Raw genomic sequence first — 15,996 nt, 5'->3', positions numbered from 1 at the left:
TGTCAGCTGCGATCCGGCAGGGGACGCTGTGGGATCGTCGGCCGCGCCATCGGATGCCGGACCCGACGTTTCGCGGCGGCGTAGACCTGGACGGTCTCCTCGGCGACCACACCCCAATCGAACTGATCGGTGAGTCGATCGCGGGCCGCACGCGCTCGCTCCTGGGCCGCGGACGGATCGTCGAGGGTCTCCCGTACCGCGGACACCAGGCCCGCGACCTCACCGGGCTGGAACGACAGGCCGGTCGCACCGTCGACCACGGCTTCACCGAGACCACCCGCCGTGGACGTGACGAGCGGGATGCCCGCTGCGGCAGCCTCGAGGGCAATGATCCCGAACGGTTCGTAGCGGCTCGGCAGGACGATCGCGTCCGCGCCGTGCAGCCAGCCGAGCAGCTCGGTGTGGTCGAGGTTGCCCACGAAGGTCACCGACCTCGCAACCCGGTGCAGGCGGGACTGTTCACGCAGCCACTCGAACTGGGTGCCTTCGCCGGCGATGACGAGCGTGGTGCCCGGATGTGAACGCCGGATCTTCGGCATCGCCGCGATCGCGTCCTGCACACCCTTCTCGTACTCGAGCCGGCCGACGTACAGCAGCTGCGCGGGCCCGGTCCGAGGCTGCCGCTCCCGGTACGACCAGGTGGTGACGTCGATGCCGTTGCGGATCACCGAGATCGTCGGCAACGTGGGGCCGTACAGTTCGGTGACTTCGTCGCGCATGGATGCCGAACACGTGATGAGCGCGTCCGATTCGTTGGCCAGCCACCACTCGACCGAGTGCACCTGCCGGTTGATACGACCCGACAGCCATCCGCTGTGACGACCCGCTTCGGTCGCGTGGAGGGTGGAGACCAGTGGAACGTCGAAGTACTCGGCGAGGGCGATCGCGGGATGCGCGACGAGCCAGTCGTGCGCGTGGACGACGTCGGGGTGCCAGCCGTCGCCGATACCGCCCCGGCTGAGCCCGACTCCCGCGCGGACCATCGCGTGCCCCATCGCGAGGGTCCAGGCGAGCATGTCGGTGCCGAACTCGAAGTGCGGTGCATCCTCGGCCACCGCGACGACGAGGACACCCTCGGAGATGTGGGTGATCGTCGGGTGGGTCGACGCGTCGGTGCCGGTGGGGCGGCGCGACAGCACCACCACCTCGTGCCCCACCGCGGCGAGTTCGGTCGCCAGATGGTGGACGTGCCTGCCGAGGCCACCCACCACGACCGGGGGGTACTCCCAGGACACCAGGAGGATCTTCAGCCGCGGAGCAATCGTCGATGTCACAGGGGGCCTCCGTGTCTGCCGGGGAGACGCCGTGCGTCGAGTCCGGGGAACAGGTTGTCGGCTCGGTTCCAGGCGTCGGCGAGTCGTCGCGCTGCGGTGTCGCGCCCTTCGGCGACTGCGGCGGCGATCTCCCGTGTCGCGTGCGCGTGCTTGTGGGCGCGGTCGCGTGCATAGCCCGCCGCGGTGTCCTTGCTGACCATGAACGCCCAGTCGCTCGAGACGGTCAGCAGCGCCTCACGTAGAAGCTGGTCGTGCACCCGGTTACGCAGAGCGGGTGTGTGCGATCCGAGGGCGTCGCGGGACTTGTCGATGGTGTCGAGCGCGGTGGCGACGACCTCGTCGTCGAGTTGGACGAGGTCGGCGACCTGATCTCCGGCCCACACCCGCCAATCCTTCCCCGAACCCCATGACGAGTCCTCGAGTGCCACCGGCCCGCCGACGTACCCGCGGTCACGCGCGTCGGAGAGTGTGCCCACCTCGATGCCGGCTTCGGGTAGCGCACGCAGCAGGCGCTCGAGGAAGACAGGTCCCTCGTACCACCAGTGCCCGAACAGTTCGGTGTCGAACGCAGCGACGACGAGGGCATCGCGCCCGATGCGGGTCGATTCGCTGCGCAGCCGCTGCCGGACGGTGTCGACGAAATCCGCAACGTGCCGATCGAGTGCGACCGACGCGAGATCGGGGTCGTACGGGGCCTTGTCCTCCGACGCGACGGTGCGACCGGTGACACGTGAGGGCTTGAGGCCGGTGTCGTGGCAGTAGGTGTGGAAGTCGCGGTATGCCGAATGCCCGGGGTATCCGGACTTCGGGGACCAGACCCGATAGGAGACCTTCAGGTCGCGGCCGAAACACACGACGTCGGACTCACGGACGGTGCGTCCCAGTGCGGTGTCGCCGTGCAGAGCCGGTCCGTCGACCATGAAGTGCTCGACACCCGCTGCGGCATAGCCTTTCTCCATGCCCGGGGTGTACCCGCATTCGGGCCCCCAGATTCCGCGGGGGGTGTGCTGCCACCGCCGGTGTGCGTCGTCGAGTCCCTCGGACAGCGAGAACGCCCGCAGTCGAGGATCGAGCAATGGCTGGAACGGATGCGCGAGCGGACCGCCGAGCAGTTCGATCGTGTCGGCGTCGACGAGTTCGCGGATGACGGGAGATCCGCCGTGCCGCCACCGGGTCTCGAACGTCTCGAGTGCTCGCTCGGCGGCGCGGTGCTCACGGGCGCCGAGCGCGCGATAGGACGGTTCGAGCATCCCGGCGGCCTCGTGCGCGCGCAACTTCCAGTTGCCCAGCCAGTGATGCATACCGGTGAGGCTGTGCGGATCGTCGAGCTGTGCGGCGAGCACGGGCGTGACCCCGAGGGTCAGCAGCCGAGTGCGCCCTTCGTCTGCGAGGCGATGCAGGACGTCGGCGACGGGCAGGTACGTCGCGGCCCAGGACTGATACAGCCATTCTTCGCCGACCGGCCACCGTCCGTGGTTCGCGAGCCACGGAAGATGGGAGTGGAGGACCAGGGCGAACATCCCCGGTTCGCGTGTCGGTTCGGATCTCACGGTGCAGGATCCTTCACTGCGACTGCCACCAGGTCGAGACTGTCGTCGAGGTTCTCGGGGGAGAGGGCGAAGTGGTCGGCGGTGACGGCCGCGACGTCGGCGGTCAGCCCATCGGGCCACGGCTCGCCGGCGAGGGCGCGCTCGATCTGTGCGTCGATGAACGAGCCACCGTGCTTGGCGTCGAGTGCACGCAGAGAACTGCCGTGGTGGACGCCGGTGACGAGGTCGAGGCGGAAACCCGCGTCGACGAGGAGCTCGGTCAGTTCGGCGGCGTCGAGTTCGCGGGTGTGGAACGGGTTGAGCGGTGTGTCGCGCCCGGGGGAGAAGGTGATGCGATTGGGGGTGCTGATGAGCAGCTCGCCCCCGGGTGTCAGGACGCGGTGGCATTCCCGAAGGAACTGAGATTGATCCCAGAGGTGTTCGATGACTTGGAAATTCACGACCACGTCGACGGAGGCATCGTCGAGTGGGAGTTCGGCGAGGTTGCCCTGACGGATGTCGATGCGCGGGTACCGGGTGCGGATGTGCGCGACGGCACCCTCGTCGTAGTCGAGTCCGATGACACGAGTAGCGACGTCGGCGATCATATCGGCCCCGTAGCCCTCGCCGGCACCGGCCTCGAGGACGATGCGGTCGGCACATCGCTGCAACATGTCGCGGTAGACCACTTCGTGGCGGCGGAACCAGTAGTTTTCTTCGGCGATGCCGGGGACTGTCCGTTCGCCGGTCAGTGGCAGCTGTTGCGCGCCGTCGGCGCGGACGGTGGAGTCACTCACCGCCCCGAGAGTAGACCCACCGCCTGCGGAGTCGGACTCGGTGGTCCAGATCACAGCCATTTCGCTCCTCGTCTGCGGTTATGGTGAACCGGGAATTCCACAAAGTTACCACCCAGTAACTTAGCGTTTGGTAATCTGGCGCACATGCCGTGCGACAGGCACGAGTAGTCGGTTCAGGCATCGCCGCTCCGAATCCGAAGTAGCTACACACAGGAGGTCGACGTAGACCCATGGCGAACATCGTCGTTTTGATCAAGCAGGTCCCCGATACGTGGTCCGAGCGCAAGCTCACCGACGGCGACTTCACTCTCGACCGTGAGGCCGCCGATGCCGTGCTCGACGAGATCAATGAGCGGGCCGTCGAAGAAGCCCTGCTCGTCAAGGAGCGCGACGGCGGCGAGGTGACCGTCCTCACCGCAGGTCCCGACCGCGCCACCGATGCGATCCGCAAGGCGTTGTCGATGGGTGCCGACAAGGCCATCCACCTCAACGATCCCGCCCTCCACGGATCGGACGCCATCCAGACCTCGTACGCGCTTGCTGCCGCGCTCGGTCAGATCGAAGGCGTCGAACTCGTCATCGCGGGCAACGAGGCCACCGACGGCCGCGCAGGTGCGGTGCCGGCGATCATTGCCGAGTACCTCGGCCTGCCCCACCTGACCCACCTGCGCAAGCTGACCGTCGCCGACGGTAAGGCTTCCGGCGAGCGCGAAACCGACGAGGGTGTCTTCGGCGTCGAGGCTCCGCTGCCGGCCATCATCTCGGTCACCGAGAAGATCAACGAGCCGCGCTTCCCGTCCTTCAAGGGCATCATGGCCGCGAAGAAGAAGGAAGTGCAGACCCTCACGCTCGCCGAGATCGGTCTCGACCCGGAGATCTTCGGTGTCGCCAACGCTGCCACCACCGTCACCGGTGTCACGCCGAAGCCCCCGCGCACCGCGGGCGAGCGTGTCGCGGACGAGGGCGAGGGCGGCAACCAGATCGCCACGTACCTGGTCGGCCAGAAGATCATCTGATCGCGCCCCACGGCACACAGCAGACATATCTAGGGAGAGAAACAAGCAATGGCAGAAGTACTTGTGCTCGTCGAGCACGCCGAGGGTGCACTGAAGAAGATCAGCGTGGAACTCATCACCGCCGCCCGTGCGCTCGGTGAGCCGTCCGCCGTCGTGGCAGGCCCGGCCGGCACCGCAGACAAGCTGCAGGAAGCCCTCGCCGCGGCCGGTGCCGTCAAGGTCTATGCCGCCGAATCCGACGTGGTCGACAGCTACCTGGTGACCCCGAAGGTCGACGTCCTCGCCGCCCTCGTCGAGTCCACCAGCCCCGCAGCGGTCCTCACTGCGGCATCGGTCGAGGGCAAGGAGGTGTCGGGCCGCCTCGCCGCGCGCATCGGTTCCGGCCTGCTCGTCGACGTCGTCGACGTCAAGGGCGATGGCTCGGCCGTCCACTCGATCTTCGGTGGCGCGTTCACCGTCGACGCCAAGGCCAACGGCGAGGTTCCGGTCATTTCGGTTCGCCCGGGTGCCATCGAGTCCGCTCCGCAGGCCGGTGCCGCGGAGCGCGTCGACGTCGAGGTCCCGGCGCAGGAGGAGAACGCCGTCAAGATCACCTCCCGTGAGCCTGTCGTCGGTGGCGACCGCCCCGAGCTCACCGAGGCATCGATCGTGGTCTCCGGTGGCCGCGGTGTCGGCTCCGAGGACAAGTTCCACGAGGTCATCGAGCCGCTCGCCGACTCGCTCGGTGCCGCCGTCGGCGCTTCGCGCGCCGCCGTGGACTCCGGTTACTACCCGGGCCAGTTCCAGGTCGGTCAGACGGGTAAGACCGTCTCGCCGCAGCTGTACGTGGCCCTCGGAATCTCCGGTGCCATTCAGCATCGCGCCGGCATGCAGACGTCGAAGACCATCATTGCGGTCAACAAGGACGAAGAGGCCCCGATCTTCGAGATCGCGGACTACGGCGTCGTGGGCGACCTGTTCAACGTCGCACCGCAGCTGACCGAAGCCGTCAAGAAGCACAAAGGCTGAGACGTTCGTCGCGTAACGCTCCGCGCGGCCCCGTTCCGGACTTCCCGGAACGGGGCCGCGCGGTTGTTCCACCCTGTTCACGAACGCGACACCCCATCGCTGCCGTCGTGCCGCACCGCCGCGTTACACCTGCAGCATGACCACATCAGCGGTGCTGTCACACACACGAGAATTCACGGTTCCGGTGCTGTCCGGCCCGCGATATTCGCTGAGTATCTCCACCGAGGCGCACCATCGGGAGGCGGCACAGCGGCTGCGTCGCCGGGTGTTCGCCACCGAACCCGGCTTCGCGCTCCCCGGCGATGGCAACGACCTGGACGCCGACCCGTTCGACGAATTCTGCGACCACCTTCTTGCGCACGAGGCCAGTACCGGCGAACTCGTCGGCTGCTATCGGATGCTGCCGCCGACCGCGGCGCACGAGGCGGGCGGCTATTACACCGCCACCGAATTCGACCTGTCCGCGCTCGACCCCGAAGGTCTGCGTGCCGTGGAAATGGGTCGCGCGTGCGTTGACGCGGCGCACCGTTCCGGCTCCGTCCTGACCCTCATGTGGGCCGGGATCCTGCGGTACCTGGAGCTGACCGGCCACGACCTGGTCATCGGCTGTGTCTCGGTGCCGATGCAACTGCAGCCCAGTGACGCTGTGGGCGCCAACGTCCGCGGCGTGCGCGACATGGTGCTCGGGCGCCACGGCATCGACCCGGAACGACGGGTGCGCCCGTTGAACCCGGTGGTGGTCGACGGCCGTTGCCTCGACGAGATCGAAAGGCCCGCACGGGTCGTCGTGCCGCCGCTCATGCGCGGATATCTGCGCCTCGGCGCCCAGATCTGCGGCGAGCCCGCACACGATCCAGACTTCGGCGTCGCGGACTTCGTCGCCATGCTGAGCCTGCACGACGCGAACATCCGCTACCTCGAACGCCTGCGGGCAGCCGCCGAAAGTGCCGAAGCATGACCACGCGCACGCATGCGTGGATGCCCGCGAGCCCGTGCGGCGACGGCTGCCTTCCCTCGACGTCACCCCGGGTCGCGTGGGTGACCGTCGCCATTCGAGCGTGCACCGTCCTGGTGGTCCTCGCCTGCGCGCCCGTCCTCGTGGCGGCCCGGCTCGTCCCGGCCTCGGCACGAGAGGTCTTGCTGCGGGCAGGTGCCCGCGGCCTGCTGCGGTGCGTAGGGATGCGTGTCGCCGTCACCGACCTGCGCGACCGCCGGGGGTACGACGGGGGTCTCCTCGTCGTGGCACCCCACGTGTCCTGGACCGACGTGCTGGTGGTCATGGCCGTGACCCCCGCGGGGTTCGTGGCACGCGCCGACCTACTCGATTGGGGCACACTCGGCGCGCTTGCGCGGCGGATGCGGGTGATCCCGATCGAACGTGACCGTCTGCGAGCTCTACCAGGTGTCGTCGACACCGTCCGGACCCGGTTGGAGGCCGGCGAGCGCGTCGCCTTCTTCCCCGAAGGGACGACCTGGTGCGGTCGCGCGTACGGGACGTTCCGCTCGGCGCTGTTCGAAGCCGCCATCGACGCGGAATGCCCGGTGCAACCCATCGGGTTCACGTACCTCGACCACACTGGTGCGCGGACCACCGGTCCCGCATTCGTGGGGGAGGAGACGATCGGGACCTCGATCAGCAGACTCGCGCGCTCTCGGCGGCTCGTCGTGGCGGTGACTGTCGCACCGCTCGAGTGGCCGGGGACCGATCGCCGCGACCTCGCAGCCCGGTGTGAACGGGCGATACGGCCGACGGAGCGGAGTGCCGCCCCGCACGTGGTGTCGACAGCGGGGCCGGTGGTGACGCCCACCTGATCGGACCGGCTATCCTGGATCGGTCATGACCTTGCCCGCCGCCGGTCCCTCCGGCACCTCGAAGACCGTCTACCTCGACCACGCCGCGACCACGCCCATGCTGTCCGCGGCGATCGAGGCGATGACACACGTGTTCGCGACCGTCGGAAACGCGTCGTCCCTGCATGGTTCCGGTCGTGCCGCCAGACGCCGCATCGAAGAGGCCCGCGAATCGATCGCGGCGGATCTCGGTGCGCGCCCCTCCGAGGTGATCTTCGTCTCGGGCGGTACCGAGGGCGACAACCTCGCCGTCAAGGGCATTTACTGGGGTCGGCGCGCGCAGAACCCGCGTCGTCACCGCATCATCGCGAGTGCGGTGGAACACCATGCGGTGCTCGATGCCGTCGAATGGCTCGTGGAGCACGAAGGCGCGGATGTGACCTGGCTGCCCGTCGACGAGAGCGGGCGTGTCGACCCACGCACGTTGCGCCAGGAACTCGAGGCACACGCCGACGAGGTCGCACTCGTGACCGTGATGTGGGCGAACAACGAAGTCGGCACCGTGATGCCGATTGCCTCTCTCGCTGCGGTGGCCGCAGAGTTCGACATCCCGATCCACAGCGACGCGGTCCAGGCGGTGGCGCACCTTCCCGTCGACTTCACGGCCAGCGGACTGTCCGCACTCACCGTGGCCGCGCACAAGTTCGGTGGCCCCCAGGGCGTGGGTGCGCTACTGCTGGGCCGGCAGGTGCCGTGCGTTCCGCTGGCCCACGGTGGCGGTCACGAACGCGACGTGCGGTCCGGTACGCAGGACACCGCCTCGGTCGTGGGTATGGCGACGGCGCTTCGCCTCGCGACCATCGAACTGCAGGCACGGACCGCCGAACTCGAGGTCCTGCGCGATGAACTGATCTCCGGCGTCGAACGAGTCGTGCCCGATGCGATACTCAACGGGCCACGCGGCACCGACCGCTTGGTCGGCAACGCACATTTCACTTTCCCCGGGTGCGAAGGCGACTCGTTGCTGATGTTGCTCGACGCCGCCGGGATCGAATGCTCGACAGGTTCGGCATGTACTGCGGGAGTGGCACGGGCGAGTCATGTGCTGGTGGCTATGGGATGCGACCCGGCCGTCTCGCGGGGTTCTCTGCGGTTTTCGTTGGGGCACACCACGACCCGAGGCGATATTGAAGTGCTGCTCGCGGCGTTGCCGCAGGTGGTGGACAGAGCGCGGGCCGCCGGGATGGCGAGCGTCGGCGGACGAGGAGGTGACCGGGGATGAGGATTCTTGCGGCGATGAGCGGCGGTGTGGACTCGGCGGTTGCCGCAGCCCGCGTTGTCGATGCAGGTCACGAGGTGGTCGGTGTGCATCTGGCACTGTCGACGGCGCCGGGGACGTTGCGCACCGGTTCGCGTGGATGCTGCTCCAAAGAGGATGCCGGCGATGCGCGTCGCGCCGCCGATGTGCTCGGAATCCCGTTCTACATATGGGATTTCGCCGATCGCTTCAAGGAAGAGGTGATCGACGATTTCGTTGCGTCCTACGCCGCGGGGCAGACACCGAACCCGTGTCTGCGGTGCAACGAGAAGATCAAGTTCTCGGCGCTGGCGGATCGCGCCGTCGCGCTCGGTTTCGATGCCGTCGCGACCGGCCACTACGCACAACTTGGTGCCGGTGTCCTGCGTCGTGCGGTCGACGCAGACAAAGACCAGTCCTACGTGCTGGCAGTGCTGACGGCGGAACAGCTTTCGCGTGCGATGTTCCCCGTGGGCGACACCCCGAAGGAACGGATCCGCGAAGAGGCTGCCGAGCGTGGCCTTGCAGTAGCCGACAAACCCGACAGTCACGACATCTGCTTCATCCCGTCGGGCGACACCCGGGCTTTCCTCGGCGCCGAGATCGGTGTTCGTCCAGGCGCGGTCGTCGATGCCGACTCCGGGGAGATTCTCGCCGAACACGAAGGTGTGCACGGCTTCACGATCGGACAGCGCAAGGGCCTCGGGATCGCCGGACCGGGCGCAGACGGGCGCCCTCGCTACGTCACGGAGATCGAACCCGAGACCGGCACCGTGAAGGTGGGTAGCGCCGAACGCCTGCAGGTGTCGTCGATCAAGGCCGAACGTGCCGTGTGGACATCGGGTTCCGCGCCGGTCGGACCGATCGAATGCGTCGTGCAGGTCCGCGCACACGGCGGGCTCGCGGAGGCGGTTGCCGAATCCGTCGGCAGCGTCGACGATGTCGCGAACCCCGGCGCCATCGAGATCTCGCTTCGCGAACCCCTCACCGGTGTCGCGGCAGGCCAAGCGGCGGTCCTGTACCGTCCCGATCCGGGGGGCGACATCGTCCTCGGTAGCGGCACGATCACGGCAACCGGTACGGCCGGAGACCAGTGACCCCAGCACTGGCGGGTGCGAATCCCTGGGCGGGATCGACCACCGGAATCGGATCATGGCCGGGCACCGACGCCCGGGAGGCCGCCGCGGTGATCGTCGGCGAACTCCCGTCGCTGCCGCACGTGGTCGAACTGCCCGCACGGGGGCTCGGAGCCGACATGATCGGCCGCGCGAGCGCACTGCTCGTCGACCTGCATCTCGACGCCACCACCACCGGTTACCGCCTGCGGTCCGGACGCGGCGCTGTCGCACGTGTCGCGGAGGACCTGCTGAAACAAGATCTCGACGCGCTCGAGGAGGCATGGGAACTCGCCGGAGCCGGATCCGACCGCACCGTCAAGGTGCAGTCGATCGGGCCGTGGACACTCGCCGCGCACACCGAGCTCGCGACAGGCACCCGCGCTCTCGTCGACCGAGGCGCGGTCCGCGACCTGTCGGAATCTCTCGCGGAAGGTGTCGCGAGGCACGCGGCCGAACTGCGCCGGCGTCTCGGCGTCTCGACCGTCGTTCAGTTCGACGAGCCCGCATTGCCGGCCGTACTCTCCGGATCGTTGCGGGGACGTACCATGCTCGAAACCGTGCCCGCCGTGCCCGAACCGGAGGTCCAGCACGTCCTCGATGCGACCCTCACCGGCGTCGGACTTCCGACCGCGGTGCACTGCTGCTCGGGTGATCTTCCCGCAGACCTGCTGCGCCGAAGTGCGGCCGGCGCCGTCTCGTTCGACCTCGCGCAGCTCACCCGCGCGGACCTCGACGCGGTGGGCGAACTGCTCGATTCGGACACAACTCTGCTGCTGGGCCTGATCCCGACGACCGCGCCGGAGAAGCGGCTGACCTGGCGGGAGTCGGCAGCACCGGCGGTGGCATTGATCGACCGCCTCGGATTCGCGCGGGCAACGCTCCGTTCGGTGTCGGTTACTCCGGCATGCGGCTTGTCGGCCGCCGACCCGGCCTGGGCCCGGACCGCGCTCGGACTGGCGAACGATGTCGCCGCTGCATTCGCGGAAGACCCCGATTCGCTCTGACGGATTCGTCGGTCTCCTCGACTACGCTTGCAAGCTGTGAGTGAACCGACGGACGTGGCCGATACAGCTCCAGCAGACGCACGTGAGCGCTGGCAACAACTCGCGGAGGAAGTGCGCGAGCACCAGTTCCGCTACTACGTGCGCGACGCCCCGATCATCTCCGACGGTGCATTCGATCAATTGCTCGGGCAGCTCAACGCGCTCGAAGACGAGTACTCCGACCTTCGCACCCCCGATTCGCCCACGCAGCTCGTCGGTGGCGGTTTTGCCACCGACTTCACGGCTGTCGATCACCTCGAACGCATGCTCAGCCTCGACAACGTCTTCGACGAGGACGAACTACGCGCCTGGCTGTCCCGCGTCGAATCCGAGGCCGGATCGGATCTGCATTATCTGTGCGAGGTGAAGATCGACGGCGTGGCGCTGAGCCTCGTCTACGAGGACGGGCGGCTCGTGCGTGCGGCAACGCGCGGCGACGGCCGCACCGGCGAGCTGGTCACGCTCAATGCCATGACCATCGATGCCGTCCCGGAACGACTCACTGCCACAGCCGAATATCCGATTCCCTCGCTCCTCGAGGTTCGCGGCGAGGTGTTCTTCCGCCTCGAAGACTTCCAGGTTCTCAACGCAAGTCTCGTCGCCGAAGGCAAAGCACCGTTCGCCAATCCCCGGAACTCGGCGGCAGGATCGCTGCGTCAGAAGAACCCCGCTGTGACGGCGAAGCGCCGACTCGGAATGATCTGCCACGGTCTGGGCCGGATCGACGGCTTCCGGCCCGAATCTCAATCCGACGCCTACGCCGCGCTCGCTGCGTGGGGGCTACCCGTCTCGCCACACACCGTGCGGGTCACCGGCGCCGATGCGGTGATCGAACGGATGACGTACTGGGGTGAGCACCGGCACGACATCGAACACGAGATCGACGGACTCGTCGTGAAGATCGACGAGATGGCCCTGCACCGCCGTTTCGGCGCGACGTCGCGCGCCCCGCGCTGGGCGATCGCCTACAAGTACCCTCCCGAGGAAGTGACCACCACGCTTCTCGACATCCGGGTCAGCGTGGGGCGTACCGGTCGCGTGACCCCGTTCGCCTACATGGAGCCGGTGGCGGTCGCGGGATCCACGGTGTCCCTCGCGACTCTGCACAATGCCTCCGAAGTGGAGCGCAAGGGTGTTCTCATCGGCGACACCGTCGTGCTGCGCAAAGCCGGCGACGTGATTCCGGAAGTACTCGGACCGGTCGTCGATGTCCGCGACGGCAGCGAACGTGCCTTCGTGATGCCTACGGACTGCCCGGAGTGCGCGACCCCCCTCGCACCGGCAAAGGAGGGCGACGTCGACCTGCGGTGCCCGAACCAGCAGTACTGCCCGGCGCAGTTGCGTGAACGCGTGTTCCATGTGGCGGGGCGCGGCGCATTCGACATCGAAGCCCTCGGCTACGAGGCGGCGACGGCCCTGCTCGAATCCGAAGCGATCGGCGATGAAGGAGATCTGTTCTCGCTCACCGCTACCGACCTGATGCGCACGTCGATCTTCAAGACCACGAAAGGAGTGCTGTCGAAGAACGGCGAACGTCTGCTGCAGAACCTCGCCACGGCGAAGGAAAAGCCGCTCTGGCGGGTTCTGGTGGCCCTGTCGATCCGGCATGTCGGCCCCACCGCCGCACGAGCCCTGGCCACCGAATTCGGCAGTCTCGACCGTATCCGGGCGGCGTCGCTCGATGAGCTTGCCGCTGTGGAGGGTGTGGGGGCCACGATCGCGGCCGCTGTCGTCGAATGGTTCACCGTCGAGTGGCACGTCGCGATCATCGACAAGTGGGCTGCGGCCGGTGTGAGCATGGAGGACGAGCGCGACGAATCCATCGAACGCACCCTCGAGGGAATGTCCATCGTGGTGACCGGCACGCTGGCCGGGCTCTCACGCGACGAAGCGAAGGAAGCGATCCTCGCTCGCGGCGGCAAGGCGGCAGGCTCGGTGTCGAAGAAGACCGCGTTCGTCGTGGTCGGCGACAATCCGGGGTCCAAGGCCGACAAGGCCTCGGACCTGGGTATTCCGATTCTCGAGGAAGACGCGTTCCGTGTCCTGCTGGAACAGGGACCCGACGCGGTTCTCGGCCCACCCGAGTCCTGACGCCGCGCGGAACCTCGGCGGCGACCATCGGGTGCAGAACGGCCATCAGGACGCGGCGGAAGGCACCGGTTCGGGCGCGCGCTGTCTGCCGAGATAGGCGGTCGATGCGAAAAGGAAGCACAGGGCCCCGACGAACGTTCCGACATTTGCGAGACTCGGATCGAGTGTGCTGCCGGTTGCGAGGACGAACGAGCCGACGGCGGACACCCCGAAGGCGATTGACCCGAGCATGTTGAGCCAGACACTCTGCCAGTCCTTCGAGCGCGGTGCCCAGTACGATTTCGCGCGCCACAGGATCAGCACGGCGAGCGCACTGGAGGCGAGAAAGCACAGGGACCCCTCGAGGTTCGGGTTCCACACCAAGTGCTCCTCACCTTTGACGGTGTGTGCGTGTAGAGCTGCTCCGGTGCTCACGTTGAACAGAAGCGTGCCGATGAATTGGACCAGTGCCGAAAGCCACTCGGCCCGGATCCCGATGCCCTGCTTGTCCGAGACCGTCGGGGCGCCGCTCAACATCAACTGTACGAATGCAGCGCCAGTGAAGAACCACGAGCCGATGAAGAACGACGTGTTGGCACCGGTAGTGCCGAGCATGCTCGAGACCCCCGGGGCCGAGCCGAGTGCGAAGAGGAAGGCTCCGACAACGAATCCCCAGGACTGCAGACGCAAGGTCGGACGGATCACCATGGCGGCAGTGTAGAACACCGCAGAGCGTCTCGCACCCGATACGGATACGCCTGTTACAGGACGAAATCCCCTGCCCTGGAGCTCTTCTGCCGTCACCGGTACGAGGGTGAAACCGGAGGGTGAATTCTTCCGGACGGCAGTGGGATCGCGCGCGCGCCGAGAACAACCGGATTAACGTCCGGCTCATGACGGCAACCCCGGATTCGAGCAAGCGCCTGTTGTTCCGAAACGTCCGTGTATTCGACGGTCACTCCGGTGATCTGGTCGGTGGCGACGTGCTGATGGATGGGGACAGAATTGCCGCGGTGTCCACGTCGCCCATCGGCGACGAACCGGGCCGCGAGACCGTCGTCATCGACGGTGCCAACCGAGTACTGATGCCCGGCATGAGTGATGCCCACGTCCACCTGGTCGGCAACGCCAATTCCTACGTCGACATGGTGATGGGATCCGAGTCTCACATTGCGCTGAACGGGCTCGCAGAGGCCAAGAACATGTTGCACCGCGGGTTCACCGCGGTACGCGACATGGCCGGAGATACGGCCAGCATCAAGTCGGTGATCGATCGGGGACTGTTCGAAGGCCCACGGATCTACCCGTCGCAAGCAGCCCTCTCACAGACGAGCGGGCACGGTGATTTCGGATTCGTCTACGACTGCCCGACGGTGTTCGGAGGCGACCAGGGCCGTGCCGAACAGATCGGGTTCATGCGGGTCGCGGACGGGGAAGATCAGGTCCTCGCCGGCGTGCGTGAGCAGCTGAAGAAGGGTGCGTCGCAGATCAAGCTGATGGTGGGCGGCGGTGCGGCGTCGATGTACGACCCGCTGTACACCGTGCAGTTCATCGACAAGGAACTCAGGGCCGCGGTGAACGCAGCAACCGACTACGGCACCTACGTGGCGACCCACGTGTACAACGTCACCGGGATTCGGCGCGCACTTGCGGCGGGTGTTCGGTCCATCGAACACGGCCATCTTGCCGACGAGGAGACCATTGCGCTGATCGCGGAGAAGGAGGTGTGGCTCTCGATGCAGCCCTTCGCTCTCGGCGACCACCACTATCCCGACCCGGATCGCGCGGAGAAGGACCGGGAGATCTGCACAGGTGTGGACCACATCTACGAGTGGGCGAAGAAGCACGGCGTCAAGACTGCATGGGGCACCGATCTTCTGCTCGAGCCGCAGCTCGCGCCGCGGCAGAGCGAGATGGCCGCTCGTCTGGGCGACCATTACACCAATCTGGAGTCGTTGACGATGCTCACGTCGGGCAACGCCGAACTGTTCCGGCTTGCAGGTGAACGGGATCCGTACCGTCAAGCCGAATTCGGAGTGATCCGACAAGGGGCCTGGGCCGATGTGCTCCTCGTCGACGGCAATCCGCTCGACGACCTGAACTTGCTGGCGGATCCGGGCAAGAACCTGTCGGTGATCGTCAAGAACGGTCGAGTAGTCAAGAACCAGCTCTGAACGCGTCGCCCCGACAAGTGACGCCGCACGCGATGTCACCCGCTGGGGCGTGCCCGGATGTTTTCGCTGAAGCGACGAGGAAGTGTGGGTGACCAGTGGCCGATACACATCTCGACGAATATGAATCCGAGGACTACGAGACCCTCGAGGCCTCCGACACACCCGAATCCGGGTGGGGTCGGATCCCCGGCAGCCTGGTGTCGGCCCGAGGCATCGAACTTCACGGCCCGTGGGGTCCCGTGTTCGGTCCCCTCGACATCGACATCGACGAGGGCGGTGTGACGGTCGTGTCGGGACAGGCGGGTGCGGCCCGTACCGCGCTCATGATGGCGCTGTGCGGCAGGATGCGGCTGACTCGGGGATCGATCACCGTCCTCGGTTTCAAGAACAAACCGACGAAGGTGTTCGCGCAGTCGGCCATCGCGTGCATGAACGAGCTCGACGACGTACTGCCGTCGGTCACCGTGCGCGACCTCGTGACCGAGCAGAAGCGTTGGGATTCACCGTGGTACAGGTTTGTTCCGCGTGTCGACGAGGGCGGGGTCGCCGATATGTGCGAGGAGGTCTTCGGCGAGGTGCCGCTTCCACGGCTCAACGCATTCGTCGACGATCTGCCCGAGATCCAACAGTTGCTGCTGCGCATTGCGGTTGCCAACACCCGCCGGCCTCCGCTGCTGGTGGTCGGGCGGACCGACAAGATCGCCGACGACAGGGAGCGTGCCACATTGCTGGGAAGGCTGGTTGCGCTCGGAGGGCAGCAATCAGTGATCACCGCCGACGTGAACCCGCTCGAACCGGGAACGGGAGTGCGAGCGGTGGTCGATATGCACGGTCTTCTCGGTCCCGGCGACATCGGCGTCATGACAGAGGTGAGGTGAT

The 15,996-nt window shown here is 67.0% G+C and carries 14 protein-coding genes; 10 read left to right on the top strand and 4 right to left on the bottom strand.

Going from position 1 to position 15,996, the window contains the following annotated elements:
• Positions 1 to 2: 2 nt before the first annotated feature.
• The 3 genes from ACZI8W_RS12300 to ACZI8W_RS12290 are packed head-to-tail and all read right to left on the bottom strand — an operon-like array spanning position 3 to position 3,654.
• Positions 3 to 1,250: a glycosyltransferase family 4 protein gene (locus ACZI8W_RS12300; RefSeq protein ID WP_463368876.1), complete on the bottom strand. Its 1,248-nt coding sequence runs from the start codon at positions 1,248 to 1,250 to the stop codon at positions 3 to 5.
• Between the two features lie 20 nt (positions 1,251 to 1,270).
• The gene (locus tag ACZI8W_RS12295) at positions 1,271 to 2,794 is read right to left on the bottom strand and encodes a 1,4-alpha-glucan branching protein domain-containing protein (RefSeq protein WP_463368874.1); all 1,524 of its coding nucleotides are present in this window, start codon (positions 2,792 to 2,794) and stop codon (positions 1,271 to 1,273) included.
• A gap of 26 nt (positions 2,795 to 2,820) precedes the next feature.
• Positions 2,821 to 3,654, bottom strand: coding sequence for a class I SAM-dependent methyltransferase (locus ACZI8W_RS12290; RefSeq protein WP_463368873.1), 834 nt, complete (start codon positions 3,652 to 3,654; stop codon positions 2,821 to 2,823).
• A 176-nt stretch (positions 3,655 to 3,830) separates the two neighbouring features.
• On the opposite strand from ACZI8W_RS12290, the gene ACZI8W_RS12285 reads away from it, so the two are divergent.
• From ACZI8W_RS12285 to ligA, 8 genes are all read left to right on the top strand, one after another.
• Entirely contained in the window at positions 3,831 to 4,616 is a 786-nt protein-coding gene (locus ACZI8W_RS12285; protein WP_463368768.1) for an electron transfer flavoprotein subunit beta/FixA family protein, read from the top strand.
• Positions 4,617 to 4,664: 48 nt separating this feature from the next.
• Positions 4,665 to 5,624: an electron transfer flavoprotein subunit alpha/FixB family protein gene (locus ACZI8W_RS12280; protein ID WP_463368767.1), complete on the top strand. Its 960-nt coding sequence runs from the start codon at positions 4,665 to 4,667 to the stop codon at positions 5,622 to 5,624.
• Positions 5,625 to 5,760: 136 nt separating this feature from the next.
• Complete coding sequence (locus ACZI8W_RS12275) at positions 5,761 to 6,582, top strand: GNAT family N-acetyltransferase (protein ID WP_463368766.1); 822 nt, start codon at positions 5,761 to 5,763, stop codon at positions 6,580 to 6,582.
• Positions 6,579 to 7,436 carry a lysophospholipid acyltransferase family protein gene (locus ACZI8W_RS12270; RefSeq protein WP_463368765.1) on the top strand — a complete coding sequence of 286 codons (858 nt, stop codon included), beginning with the start codon at positions 6,579 to 6,581 and terminating at the stop codon, positions 7,434 to 7,436. The genes ACZI8W_RS12275 and ACZI8W_RS12270 overlap by 4 nt, the downstream gene beginning before the upstream one ends.
• A gap of 25 nt (positions 7,437 to 7,461) precedes the next feature.
• The gene (locus ACZI8W_RS12265; RefSeq protein ID WP_463368764.1) at positions 7,462 to 8,697 is read left to right on the top strand and encodes a cysteine desulfurase family protein; all 1,236 of its coding nucleotides are present in this window, start codon (positions 7,462 to 7,464) and stop codon (positions 8,695 to 8,697) included.
• Entirely contained in the window at positions 8,694 to 9,809 is a 1,116-nt protein-coding gene (gene mnmA / locus ACZI8W_RS12260) for a tRNA 2-thiouridine(34) synthase MnmA (protein WP_463368763.1), read from the top strand. The genes ACZI8W_RS12265 and mnmA overlap by 4 nt, the downstream gene beginning before the upstream one ends.
• Positions 9,806 to 10,834 (top strand): uroporphyrinogen decarboxylase/cobalamine-independent methonine synthase family protein, encoded by a 1,029-nt coding sequence (locus tag ACZI8W_RS12255; RefSeq protein ID WP_463368762.1) that lies wholly within the window; start codon positions 9,806 to 9,808, stop codon positions 10,832 to 10,834. Before mnmA ends, ACZI8W_RS12255 begins: the two co-directional genes overlap by 4 nt.
• A gap of 36 nt (positions 10,835 to 10,870) precedes the next feature.
• The gene (gene ligA / locus ACZI8W_RS12250; protein WP_463368761.1) at positions 10,871 to 12,964 is read left to right on the top strand and encodes an NAD-dependent DNA ligase LigA; all 2,094 of its coding nucleotides are present in this window, start codon (positions 10,871 to 10,873) and stop codon (positions 12,962 to 12,964) included.
• 45 nt (positions 12,965 to 13,009) lie between these two features.
• Here ligA and ACZI8W_RS12245 read toward each other — a convergent pair whose 3' ends face one another.
• Positions 13,010 to 13,651, bottom strand: coding sequence for a hypothetical protein (locus ACZI8W_RS12245; RefSeq protein ID WP_463368760.1), 642 nt, complete (start codon positions 13,649 to 13,651; stop codon positions 13,010 to 13,012).
• Between the two features lie 185 nt (positions 13,652 to 13,836).
• On the opposite strand from ACZI8W_RS12245, the gene ACZI8W_RS12240 reads away from it, so the two are divergent.
• Entirely contained in the window at positions 13,837 to 15,117 is a 1,281-nt protein-coding gene (locus tag ACZI8W_RS12240) for a metal-dependent hydrolase family protein (RefSeq protein WP_463368759.1), read from the top strand.
• A 95-nt stretch (positions 15,118 to 15,212) separates the two neighbouring features.
• A complete protein-coding gene (locus ACZI8W_RS12235) occupies positions 15,213 to 15,995 on the top strand; it encodes an ATP-binding cassette domain-containing protein (protein ID WP_463368758.1) in 783 nt (260 codons plus the stop codon).
• Position 15,996: the final 1 nt, after the last annotated feature.

Source organism: Rhodococcus ruitaii (genome assembly GCF_055230935.1).
The sequence above is the reverse complement of the archived record's forward strand: the minus strand, read 5'-3'. Positions and strand labels throughout refer to the sequence as shown.